This window comes from Flavobacterium sp. (genome assembly GCF_044349645.1).
Taxonomy (GTDB): Bacteria; Bacteroidota; Bacteroidia; order Flavobacteriales; family Flavobacteriaceae; genus Flavobacterium.
In genome coordinates, this window is sequence record NZ_JBIKQP010000044.1 from 1 (window position 1) to 11705 (window position 11705).

11 protein-coding genes and 1 pseudogene are annotated in these 11705 nt (G+C 32.8%); 6 read left to right on the plus strand and 6 right to left on the minus strand.

Going from position 1 to position 11705, the window contains the following annotated elements:
* Window positions 1–154: 154 nt before the first annotated feature.
* The 5 genes from AC9UFV_RS08430 to pyk all read left to right on the plus strand — a co-directional run bounded on the left by AC9UFV_RS08430 (window position 155) and on the right by pyk (window position 4599).
* Window positions 155–391: an acyl carrier protein gene (locus AC9UFV_RS08430; RefSeq protein ID WP_007137004.1), complete on the plus strand. Its 237-nt coding sequence runs from the start codon at window positions 155–157 to the stop codon at window positions 389–391.
* 171 nt (window positions 392–562) lie between these two features.
* Window positions 563–1816: a beta-ketoacyl-ACP synthase II gene (fabF, locus tag AC9UFV_RS08435; RefSeq protein WP_509574815.1), complete on the plus strand. Its 1254-nt coding sequence runs from the start codon at window positions 563–565 to the stop codon at window positions 1814–1816.
* A gap of 9 nt (window positions 1817–1825) precedes the next feature.
* Entirely contained in the window at window positions 1826–2566 is a 741-nt protein-coding gene (locus AC9UFV_RS08440; protein WP_509574817.1) for a ribonuclease III family protein, read from the plus strand.
* 115 nt (window positions 2567–2681) lie between these two features.
* Complete coding sequence (locus AC9UFV_RS08445; RefSeq protein ID WP_509574819.1) at window positions 2682–3161, plus strand: IPExxxVDY family protein; 480 nt, start codon at window positions 2682–2684, stop codon at window positions 3159–3161.
* Between the two features lie 7 nt (window positions 3162–3168).
* On the plus strand, window positions 3169–4599 hold the full coding sequence (gene pyk, locus AC9UFV_RS08450; protein ID WP_509574821.1) for a pyruvate kinase: 1431 nt from the start codon (window positions 3169–3171) through the stop codon (window positions 4597–4599).
* Between the two features lie 193 nt (window positions 4600–4792).
* Here the strand turns inward: pyk and AC9UFV_RS08455 are convergent, their stop codons facing one another.
* Genes AC9UFV_RS08455 through panC form a run of 6 tightly spaced genes read right to left on the minus strand, consistent with a single transcriptional unit; the run spans window position 4793 to window position 11534 of the window.
* Entirely contained in the window at window positions 4793–6745 is a 1953-nt protein-coding gene (locus AC9UFV_RS08455; RefSeq protein ID WP_509574823.1) for a biosynthetic peptidoglycan transglycosylase, read from the minus strand.
* Window positions 6746–6747: 2 nt separating this feature from the next.
* Window positions 6748–8109 (minus strand): DNA repair protein RadA, encoded by a 1362-nt coding sequence (gene radA / locus AC9UFV_RS08460; protein ID WP_509521895.1) that lies wholly within the window; start codon window positions 8107–8109, stop codon window positions 6748–6750.
* Window positions 8110–8111: 2 nt separating this feature from the next.
* Entirely contained in the window at window positions 8112–9296 is a 1185-nt protein-coding gene (locus AC9UFV_RS08465) for an alpha/beta hydrolase (protein ID WP_509574825.1), read from the minus strand.
* Window positions 9297–9355: 59 nt separating this feature from the next.
* A complete protein-coding gene (locus tag AC9UFV_RS08470) occupies window positions 9356–10318 on the minus strand; it encodes a lysylphosphatidylglycerol synthase transmembrane domain-containing protein (RefSeq protein ID WP_509574827.1) in 963 nt (320 codons plus the stop codon).
* Window positions 10319–10321: 3 nt separating this feature from the next.
* Window positions 10322–10672, minus strand: coding sequence for an aspartate 1-decarboxylase (gene panD / locus AC9UFV_RS08475; RefSeq protein WP_509521900.1), 351 nt, complete (start codon window positions 10670–10672; stop codon window positions 10322–10324).
* 13 nt (window positions 10673–10685) lie between these two features.
* A complete protein-coding gene (panC, locus tag AC9UFV_RS08480; RefSeq protein ID WP_509574829.1) occupies window positions 10686–11534 on the minus strand; it encodes a pantoate--beta-alanine ligase in 849 nt (282 codons plus the stop codon).
* A gap of 50 nt (window positions 11535–11584) precedes the next feature.
* Between panC and AC9UFV_RS08485 the strand changes: the two are divergent.
* Window positions 11585–11705, plus strand: a pseudogene (locus tag AC9UFV_RS08485) (glycogen/starch synthase); the annotation flags it as partial.

Sequence of the window (11705 nt, forward strand, 5' to 3'; positions counted from 1 at the left end):
ACACAAAAAAAAGAATAAAAAACGATAAATAATAGAAAATTAGCGTCTTTATTAAAATATTTTTTTAATTTCGCCCCTTATTTATTAACTAATGCGTGGAATTAAAATAAAGTTTTTTATTTTTGCCATCAATTAAATTTTAAAATTAAAGATTATGTCAGACATTGCATCAAGAGTAAAAGCGATTATCGTAGACAAATTAGGCGTTGACGAAAACGAAGTTGTAACCGAAGCAAGCTTCACTAATGATTTAGGAGCAGATTCTTTAGATACAGTTGAGCTAATTATGGAATTTGAAAAAGAATTCGATATTCAGATCCCAGACGATCAAGCAGAAAACATTGCTACTGTAGGTCAAGCTATTTCTTATATTGAAGAAGCTAAAAAATAAAAAATTACACCCGTAATCTAATCCATTTCGGGTGTTTTTGTTTTTAATTAAAAATTCTGATTGTTTGTTCAATCCAAAATAATATTATTGTAATACCTATGACTTTTTTATGATTTTTACATAGAAGAAAGCATAGGTATTGTTTTTTAAATTCATAACTATAATTATACTATGGAATTAAGGCGAGTTGTAGTAACAGGATTAGGAGCGCTTACTCCTATTGGAAATACAGTTGAAGAATATTGGAACGGATTGATTAATGGCGTTAGTGGTGCCGCACCAATAACCTATTTTGACGCTTCAAAATTCAAAACTCAATTTGCTTGCGAGTTAAAAAACTTTAATGCTGAAGATTTTATCGACAGAAAAGAAGCTCGTAAAATGGACCGTTATACGCAATATGCTATGGTTGCTGCTGATGAAGCGGTTAGAGATGCCAACTTCGATTTAGACAATTTAGATAAAGATAGAGTTGGAGTTATTTGGGGTTCAGGAATTGGGGGATTAGAAACATTTCAAATTGAAATGTTAGAGTTTGCCAAAGGCGATGGAACTCCTAGATTCAATCCTTTTTTTATTCCAAAGATGATTTCTGATATTGCTTGTGGTCATATTTCTATAAAATATGGTTTCAGAGGTCCAAATTTCGCAACTGTTTCTGCATGTGCCTCTTCTACAAATGCAATTATCGATGCTTTCAATTATATTCGTTTAGGTCATGCCGATGCAATGATTACTGGTGGTTCTGAAGCTGCAGTAAGTATTGCTGGAATGGGTGGTTTTAACGCAATGCACGCCTTATCAACTAGAAATGATGACCCAAAATCAGCTTCTCGTCCAATGGACAAAGATCGTGATGGATTTGTTTTAGGTGAAGGTGCGGGAGCTTTAATTTTAGAAGAATACGAACATGCAATTGCGCGTGGAGCAACTATATATTGTGAAATTGGTGGAGGAGGAATGTCAGCTGATGCACATCACATTACGGCACCTCATCCAGAAGGTTTAGGAGCTAAAAATGTAATGATTAACTGCTTGAGAGACGCTGGATTAAAACCTACAGATGTAGATGGTGTAAACATGCACGGAACCTCAACTCCGCTTGGAGATATTGCTGAAAGTAAAGCGATTCTTCATGTTTTTGGTGATCATGCCTATACTATGAATTTGAATTCTACAAAATCAATGACAGGACATTTACTAGGAGCAGCTGGCGCAGTTGAAACCATTTCTTCAATACTTTCAATTAAATACGGCATTGTTCCTCCTACAATTAATCATTTTACTGATGATGAAGGAATTGATCCAAAATTAAATTTTACCTTCAACAAAGCTCAAAAAAGAGATGTTAAAGTATTGATGAGTAACACTTTTGGTTTTGGTGGTCACAATGCTTGTGTATTAGTAAAAAAATTGGAACTTTAATTTCCTTAGATGAATATTATCAAGAAAATATTTCAAAAATCCCGATCTAAAGAAGACGGGATTTTTTTTGATAAAATTCAAAAAATAATAGGTTTCCCTCCAATAGAATTAGATTTTTATAAAAAAGCTTTCATTCATCGTTCCTCAAGTAAAATGGATATTGATGGTAATCCAGTGAATTATGAACGACTAGAATTTCTTGGAGATTCTATGTTAAGCTCAATAATAGCAGCGTTTTTATACAATATTTCACCTTCTGGCGATGAAGGTTATTTGACGAAAATGCGTTCGAAAATTGTAAGCCGTGAACATTTAAACGAACTCGGAAGAGATTTAAATTTGTTACAATTTTTAGACAGTAAAGTCCCATCACAACATTTTGGTGAAAACATTCATGGCAACCTTTTTGAAGCGTTAGTTGGCGCAATATATTTAGATCAAGGGTATTCCTACTGTGAAAAATTCATCGAAAAACGAGTGATCATTCCTTATGTTGATATTTCAAAATTGGAAGGTAAAATTATCAGCTATAAGAGCCTTCTAATTGAATGGTGTCAAAAAGAGAAAAAGACATTTCATTTCGATACTTTTGAAGACAACGATTCCAATGGGGAACGACTTTTTGGAGTTAAATTCAGCATCGATAATAAGGTGATTGCAAAAGCAAGAGCAACTTCAAAAAAGAAAGCAGAAGAAAAAGCATGCCAAAGAGCTTATTTTGCATTTCAAGATAAAATTGATAAAAAATAATACGTTATTTGATCAAATCTACAACGATTTCGTTAGTAAATTAAAGGAAACATATCCATTTAGTAACTTTTTAATTGCTTATAAATAGTATATTTACACCATTATTTTAATGAATATGGCAATTCATAAATTACATATCGATGAATTTGATGAAGTTGATTATGAACTCATTGCAATTCACACTTCTTTAGAAGATTATCGATTGGCTTATTTTTTGAATCAAAAATTGCCCATATTATTAAGTAAAAGCAAAAATGAAATTCAGATAAATATTAAAGAAGGTGTTACCTTTTTTTCGAGATTTATTTATGAAAATACCAACACCGATTGTTGTTGGAGTTTGGTTCAAAATAAAAACGAGGTAACTACTTTATCAACTAATAATCAGAATTTGTTTGGCGATTCAAGTTTTGAAGTAGCTACAAAAGCCTTCCTTTTACCGGAGTTGAAAAAGGTAGATTACTTCTTGAAAATTGAAAATAGTGATGCCGAAATAGATGAAATAATTGCATCAATGAATACGATTTCTAAAATAGCAACCGTTTATTCAGTTAATTCAAATAATATAAAGTCAAAAAATAATTTAATTTTTTAATATAAAAATGACAACAAACAAAAAAACTAAAATTGTAGCAACATTAGGACCTGCATGTAGCACTAAAGAAGTCTTAAAAGCAATGATTGAGGCAGGAGTGAATGTTTTTAGAGTTAATTTTTCTCACGCCGATTACACAGATGTTAAAGCAAAAATAGATTTAATTAGAAGTATCAACGAAGAATTTGGTTATACCGCAGCAATTTTAGGAGATTTACAAGGTCCTAAACTACGTGTTGGAGTAATGAATGAAGAAGTAATTGTGAACCCTGGTGACATCATTACTTTTCAAACTGCCGAAGATGTTCCTGGAACAAAGGAGCGTGTTTACATGAACTACAAAGAGTTTCCAAACGATGTAAACCCAGGCGAAAACATCTTGCTTGACGATGGAAAATTGATGTTTGAGGTGGTTGCTACCAATAAAACTACCGAAGTCGTTGCTAAAGTAATTCAAGGCGGTCCATTAAAATCTAAAAAAGGAGTAAATCTTCCAAATACGAAAGTTTCATTACCTGCATTAACTGAAAAAGATGTTCGCGATGCTCTATTTGCAATCGAGCAAAAAGTTGATTGGATTGCACTTTCATTCGTTAGAACTTCTGAAGATTTAGTTGAATTACAAGAATTAATTGCAAAACATTCAGAGCACAAAATTCCAATTATAGCTAAAATTGAAAAACCAGAAGGGGTTGCCAATATCGATTCAATTATTGCACATTGTGATGGTTTAATGGTGGCTCGAGGAGATCTAGGTGTTGAAGTTCCTGCTCACGAAGTGCCATTGATTCAGAAAAAATTAGTTAACAAAGCTAAAACAGCTAGAATTCCTGTAATTATCGCTACGCAAATGATGGAAACGATGATTACAAGCTTAACACCAACAAGAGCTGAAGTGAATGACGTTGCCAACTCAGTGATGGATGGTGCAGATGCAGTGATGCTTTCTGGAGAAACTTCTGTAGGGAATTATCCTGTGCAAGTCATCCAACAAATGACACAAATTATTGAAGCTGTTGAAGATTCGCCACTAATTCAAGTTCCTCAAAATACACCGCAAATTAAAACCAAACGTTATATTACTAAAACCATTTGTCAGCATGCGGCTAATATGGCCAATGCAATAAAAGCAAAAGCAATTTGTACTTTAACAAATAGTGGTTATACTGCATTTCAAATTTCAGCGTGGAGACCACAAGCGGATATTTTAGTATTTACTTCTAACAAAGTGATATTAACGCAGTTGAATTTAATTTGGGGAGTAAAAACTTTTTACTACGATAAATTTGTAAGTACCGATGATACCATTGACGATATCAACAAAATTGCTACCGAAAAAGGGTTGGTAACTAAAGGCGATATGCTAATTAACTTAGCAGCTATGCCAATTGCAAATAAAGGAATGGTAAACACGTTGAGGGTTACCGAAATTGAGTAAATCTTAATTTAATTTATAAAAAAAGGGCTGGATAATTTCCAGCCCTTTTTGATTACTAATTTTTACATGAAGAATTTCTAAAAATTTCTCTATGATACAAAGTGGAAAATGGAATGTAGCAAATAAACACAACAAGTACAGAATTATTATATTTTGAAATATAGTTCTTACAAAGGGCAAGTAAAATAAAACCCTAAAACTCCTCTACAAAAGTACTGTCAACTTGGATCGTGTCTTTGACTTCAAACTTTAAAAAAGTACGCGCGTTTCCAGTAATTGCCATTGGAATATTTTGACCAATGGTGTCGTCGGGCATAATTAATCCGCGGCGCAGCATTAAATTACTAATGAAGGTTTGCTTTTTGTTTTCAATGGCTTTCAGGAATCCATCTGGGTTAAATTCGTACATGAATTTTTTAGGTTTTGGAACAATCGAAGCCAAAAACAAACATTCTTTTAAGGTTAAATCAGCTGGTTTTTTACTGAAATAAAAATCAGCCGCTTCCCCAATTCCATATACATTTGGACCCCATTCTATCACATTAAAATAGACTTCAAGCATTCGCTGTTTACTAGAAATACGATTGTTTTCTAATATGTAAACCAATAAAATTTCTTCCAATTTTCGGGACAATGTTTTTTCACGAGTTAGAAATACATTTTTCACTAATTGCATACTTATGGTGCTAGCGCCTCGAGAGAATTTCTTAGTTTTAAGATTCTTTATTATAGACTGTTTAAAAGCATCGTTAATGAACCCTCTATGGGAGAAAAACGAAGGGTCTTCACAGGTTAAAACTGCCTTTTGTAAATAGGGCGAAATTTGATCTATCGGGGTGAAATTTGGATTGGATGGACCAACAAGTATTGGTCGCTGTGGCACTCCGTTTTCCATCGCTCGATAGGTAAATTCTGAATTTAATTTGGATAAATTGGCTTCCCCGTATTTCAATATTCTTAGATTTTCCTTGATCAATTTACTTTCGAAAACCAATTGGTTTGGTTTGTGTTTTACAAATTTATAATCCAATTTATATTCGAAATTTCCTTGGGTTTCCATGCCTTCAAAATGCGTGAACAATCCTTTTGGCAGGGAGGTAATAAACTGCTGTGCTTTCATTTTAGGTATGGCAACTCGGAGTTTATAAACAGTGTCTTCCTCTGTGCTGTACTCCGCAAAAGGATGCATTTTTACCTCATTCATTTGAATGGTAGAACTACTGTCAATGGCCATGAAATGTTCACCAAAAAGAAAACGATAATCGAATAGTGCTTTTTTAACTACCACTTCTTTAGAAGCAATTTTTGGATGGCTAAGGGTTAAATTAGCAATTGATGAAAATCCGTCAATGTGCAATTCTCCGCTTTCCATTTCTATTTTTGCAATATTTAAATGGATGCTGTCGAAGCTGGAAAGCAAACCGAAACGCTCGTTTAAATAGGGAACAATAATTTTAGAATTATCGCTATTGAAAAACTTCAAATCGGCAGTTTTTTCTCTAGGGTTTGCCGTTCCCTTAATATTCCATTTTTGATTAATAGAATTGGTTTTCACGTCAATTGTCGTGGCAAGAGCCTCTTCTTTTAATTTCAATTGGTTCATCGTTAGCGCAACTTTTCTTCCCATATCGTCCATTCGGAAAGACAGGTTTTCAAGCTGCATTTCTGTTGGAATTAAATTCAATACTTTAGAAAGTAATCGATAAGCAGATTTAGCATAATTGCTATTTCCGGAAGGGGAATCATCTTCTTTATTGCGTTTTAGAAAAGCATCAAAATTGCGACCATTTTTGTTTTTTACCAATTGGATAAAACCATTTTTCATTTCTAATTTTTCCAATTGGATGGTTCCAAATAATAACTTGAATAAGTTAATTTTAGTAGTTACTTTTTCAACAGAAAAAAGAGTGTCGGCATTATTCGGGACTACATTTATTTTTTGAAATTGAACAGCAGAAATCCCGTCAAAATTCGCCTTTTCGATGGTTAATTTCGTATCATAATCGTTCGCCATTTTATTTTCAATTTTGGCGATTGCTGTTTGCAATAATGAATCTCTAAATACAAATAGCAGAACGATACAAATTGCGATTATTATGGCAAATATTTTTAAAAAAAGTACGGCTTTTTGTTTTCTATTTCTCATGATTATCCGAATAATTCGCTTACAATATCTTCAATTTTGGCTACTAATCTAATTTTAATAAAGGTATTTTTAAGCGCAATTTTATTGTATTTGGATACAAATATTGTTGAAAAACCTAACTTTTCGGCTTCTTGAATTCGTTGTTCAATTCGGTTTACAGGGCGAATTTCTCCTGAAAGTCCTACTTCACCAGCAAAACAAAAATCTTTTTCGATAGCAATATCTTCATTTGAGGATAATATGGCGGCAACTACAGCAAGATCAATTGCGGGATCATCAACCGAAAGTCCACCGGTAACATTTAGAAAAACGTCTTTCGAGCCCAAATGAAAACCGGCTCTTTTTTCTAGAACGGCCAAGATCATATTCAGTCTTTTGGCATTGTAACCCGTAGTACTTCGTTGCGGAGTTCCATAAACGGCACTGCTCACTAGCGCTTGTATTTCTATCATCAAAGGGCGCATTCCTTCCAAGGTAGTTGCAATTGCGGTTCCCGATAGAGTCGCATCATTATGAGAAATTAATATTTCTGATGGATTGGCCACTTCGCGCAATCCCGTTCCTTGCATTTCATATATTCCAATTTCAGCGGTGGAACCAAACCTGTTTTTTAAGGAACGTAATATTCGATATACGTGATTTCTATCACCTTCAAATTGCAAAACGGTATCCACCATGTGTTCTAAAATTTTTGGCCCGGCGATATTTCCATCTTTAGTTATATGCCCAATTAAAATTACAGGGACATTTGTTTCTTTAGCAAATTTTATCAATTCGGCGGTAGTTTCACGAATTTGAGAAATACTTCCCGCTGCCGATTCAATGTAATCGGTATGCAGCGTTTGTATGGAATCGATAATTACGATTTCAGGTTGGATTTCCTCAATTTGACGGAAAATATTTTGTGTTTTTGTTTCGGTAAGAATGTAACAATTGTCACCGTTTGGTGTAATTCTCTCTGCACGCATTTTAATTTGTTTCTGGCTTTCTTCCCCCGAAACATAAAGCGTTTTATAAGGTAATTTTAATGATATTTGTAACAACAAAGTACTTTTCCCAATTCCTGGTTCACCGCCCAAAAGAATTAAAGATCCAGGTACAATTCCACCTCCCAATACTCGGTTCAATTCGTTATCACAAGTGTCCATTCGGATTTCTAGCGTAGAATCGATTTCTTTAATTTTAAGTGGTTTTGCAGCTTTTTTAACTTCAGAAGTTGACGGTTTCCAAGCTACTTTTTCTTCTTTTTGGATAATTTCTTCTACAATAGTATTCCATTCTTTGCACGCATTACATTGCCCTTGCCATTTAGAATATTGAGAGCCACAACTTTGACAAAAAAACGAGGTTTTAACTTTAGTCATATTTATGGTTTTTGTTCTGGAGTAGTTTCTGTAGAAGCTGGAGTTTTTGCATTTTTCATTTTCTCCATTTTATCAAACATCATATCTTGAGTAAGATTTCCAATTTCTTCTCTTTCGTAAGCTGCTTGATAGTATTTCCTTGCTTTCTGAAAATCTCCAGTATATTCATACATTAATGCCAATTCATAATTTGCAAGCATGCTTTTTGGATATTGCTTTTCGGCTAAATTAGACAGTTCCCCAAATTCATCATAGGCTTTATTTTTTATGATTGCAGCTTCGATTGCTTTAAAATCATTGAATCGAATACGCGTTTTTAATGCTAATAATTTCTCGATGGTTTCGTATTTTTTATTCAGATAATCAACATAACCCGAAGGCAAAACAGCGATTTTTTCATTGTATTCATTGACAGAAATTGGCTGATAAATTCCAAAAATGTGATACAAGGCTTTTGGAATTGAATATAACACTAGAGAATAATGCGACGCATTTGGAAAATTATCAAAATGATAATTTAGGTTCGGCTTTTTTAATTCTGCAACAGCTGCATCTAATTTAATTGTCTTTTCTTTAATTGATTTTATATCTCCTTCGGCAGTTGCCTGATAATAAAATAATTGTTGGTTTAACGCTGAAAATCTATCAGGAATTGTTTCTTCCATTGCAACAGGAAATTGAGGACTTAAAGAAATATAGGCATTAAAAATAGGCTGGTCTTTGTATAAAAAGAAATTCAAATATCCTGCAGTAACATCGTGCCCAGCAATAATTTTAAAGGGGGCAACTCTATAACTTTTTTCTAAAAACGGCATTAATTCTTGGCCGATAAATTCATAAAAAAGTTCTCCTTTTGAGTCGGGCAATCCTGATTCTTGATCAACACCACAATCGGTAAAACGTTCGTCTTTTTGATTTTGAGAAATTCCAACGATGATTACTTCTGGAATATCATCCCAATAACCGCCATAACTCAATGCACCATGAAAAGGATCAAATAAATAATCGCCATCCAATAAAAGTAAAATTGGGTATTTCTTAGTTTTATTTGTTGCATACGATTCTGGTAACGATATTCTAAACTCTCTATCTTCTTTTAATTTTTGAGAAAAAATAGTGTCTTTAGAAGTTTGTGAAAATGCAATAATTGGAAAAATAAAAATAAAAAATAGAAGAAATTTTCTCATCGTTTATAGCGTTTGTTGATAATCTGATGCCTGTGAAAAAGGTAGAGCAATATAATAATTTATTTGCTTCTATTCAATACTGGCAGAAGTAAAAATGAAAGCGCTCCTAAAAATACTAATAACAGCATTTGAGAAGTCCAAATTATCCATCCAAAAGCGCTTCCTGCTGTTTCAGAAATGTGATAAAAAAGTAGAATTTTTGCCATTAAAAAAGGGTAAGATCCGAAGCCACTATTGGTGAATGCGATTGCTACACTTCCTACAATAAATGAAGTAATAACAGCACTTAAAGGGAGTGCGTTCGTTTCAGAAATTACTAATAATCCTATGTAAAACATATAAATATAAGAGAACCAAATGAAAATAGTGTGCCCTAAATAAGACCACTTTTTCTCCATATGAAATATACTCAATATCCCTTCTTTTAATCCAGCTATTTTCTCTTTTATTTTTAATATGAATTTCATCTTAGAATAAACATAAAGCAGAATAAAAGTTATGAAAAGTAGGAGACCAATTACCAATAATAGAATTAGATTTTGCAATGGTACTTTATCTAATACAAAAGTTTTTAAAACATCATATTGAACAAAAAAGGCAACAATAATTAGTCCTAATAATATTACCATATCGACAATTCTCTCAGCAATTATTGAACCAAAAGCCTTGTCAAATGGAACGTTATTGTATTTTTTTAATACCAAAGCTCTTGATATTTCTCCCGATCTTGGTACGGTCATATTCATTAGATAACCAATAGAAACGGCCATAAAATTATTGGCGAATGAAGTTTTGTAACCCATGTGATCCAACACATATTTCCATCTGTAGGCGCGAGAGGCACTACCTAAAAAAGCGATAAATATGGAAAAATTGAGGTAGTAATAATTGGCGTTTTTAAAGTGCTTTTGAATTTCCTCGATGTCCTTATCAGAAAATTGATTGTAGGAATAAAATATTAGAAAAACACCCAAAAAAAGAGGGAGTAAAATAGACAGCCATTTGCCAATTTTTGCTTTCAAAATTTAAGTTAAAGAATTGTCATTTTCATTAGGAAAAACTAAAGAAGGCTTGAACGTTTTTGCTTCTTCAAAATCCATAATTCCGTATGATATGATGATAATAATATCTCCTTTTTGAACTTTTCTAGCGGCTGGTCCGTTCAGTGTGATTTCACCAGAATTTCTGTTTCCTTTAATAACATAAGTTTCTAAACGTTCCCCATTGTTAATGTTTACAATTGAAACTTTTTCGCCTTCAATTAGGTTTGAGGCTTCCATTAAAGCTTCATCAATAGTAATACTCCCGATATAATTTAAATCGGCTCCCGTAACTTTTACACGGTGTATTTTAGATTTTACAACTTGGATTTGCATGTGGCAAAGATAATTAATTTAATGAAATGGTATCTATCAATCTTATATTGTTAACAAAAACTGCTATAAAAGCGCGACATTTTTGATTCTGATTTTTGGTTTCACAAGTTTGCAATGTAGTTTCATCGGCAATTTCGAAATAATCCAATTTAAAATCAGATTGGTTTTCAAAAACTTGGTTCACCCAAATAGCTATTTCTGACAATGATTCTGATAAAAATTTATGTTTTACTTCCAATAATGTTTTGTAGATAATTGCAGCAGCATTTCTATCATTTGGCGAAAGCCTTTCATTTCTAGAACTCATGGCAAGTCCGTTTTCTTCTCTAAAAATGGGACATTCGACTATGTTTATAGAAAAATTTTCTTTTTCAACTAATTTTTTGATGATTTGTAACTGCTGAAAATCTTTTTCGCCAAAATACGCATTGGTAGGATTTACAATTTCAAATAATCGTTTAACTATTGTTCCAACGCCTTCAAAATGTCCTGGTCGAAATTTTCCTTCCATTTGATTTTCTAAACCATCAAAATAAAATGATTTAGAAATTGTATTTCCTTCATAAATATCATCAACAGTTGGTGCATAAATGATCACATCGGCGCTTACAGTTTGGAGTTTGGCGATATCACTTTCTAAATTCCTAGGATATTTTTCTAAATCTTCGGGGTTATTAAACTGAGTAGGATTAACAAAAATACTCACAACAGTTAGGTCGTTATTTTGCAAAGACTTTTCTACTAGCGATAAATGACCTTGGTGTAAAGCGCCCATTGTAGGAACAAAACCAAGAGTGGTTTTTGGATTAGAATTTACTTTTAAATGCTCTATTAAAGCTAGTTGTGTCTCGAAAATGAGCATGATATTTTATTGAAATATTGTGCAAACTTAAGATTTTAGTTATAAACTGCATAAATTTTTGTAAATTTGCATGTTTTTTATTTACAAAAGTAATACTGAATTTTAATATGGAAGATAAGAGGATATTGTATGTATCATCTGAAGTAGTGCCCTACTTAGCTGAAAACGAGG

Excerpts from the sequence above, each read along its gene's own strand:
- AC9UFV_RS08430 (WP_007137004.1), top strand. The coding sequence starts at position 155 with ATGTCAGACATTGCATCAAGAGTAAAAGCGATTATCGTAGACAAATTA.
- fabF (WP_509574815.1), top strand. The coding sequence starts at position 563 with ATGGAATTAAGGCGAGTTGTAGTAACAGGATTAGGAGCGCTTACTCCT.
- AC9UFV_RS08440 (WP_509574817.1), top strand. The coding sequence starts at position 1,826 with ATGAATATTATCAAGAAAATATTTCAAAAATCCCGATCTAAAGAAGAC.
- AC9UFV_RS08445 (WP_509574819.1), top strand. The coding sequence starts at position 2,682 with ATGGCAATTCATAAATTACATATCGATGAATTTGATGAAGTTGATTAT.
- pyk (WP_509574821.1), top strand. The coding sequence starts at position 3,169 with ATGACAACAAACAAAAAAACTAAAATTGTAGCAACATTAGGACCTGCA.
- AC9UFV_RS08455 (WP_509574823.1), bottom strand. The coding sequence starts at position 6,745 with ATGAGAAATAGAAAACAAAAAGCCGTACTTTTTTTAAAAATATTTGCC.
- radA (WP_509521895.1), bottom strand. The coding sequence starts at position 8,109 with ATGACTAAAGTTAAAACCTCGTTTTTTTGTCAAAGTTGTGGCTCTCAA.
- AC9UFV_RS08465 (WP_509574825.1), bottom strand. The coding sequence starts at position 9,296 with ATGAGAAAATTTCTTCTATTTTTTATTTTTATTTTTCCAATTATTGCA.
- panD (WP_509521900.1), bottom strand. The coding sequence starts at position 10,672 with ATGCAAATCCAAGTTGTAAAATCTAAAATACACCGTGTAAAAGTTACG.
- panC (WP_509574829.1), bottom strand. The coding sequence starts at position 11,534 with ATGCTCATTTTCGAGACACAACTAGCTTTAATAGAGCATTTAAAAGTA.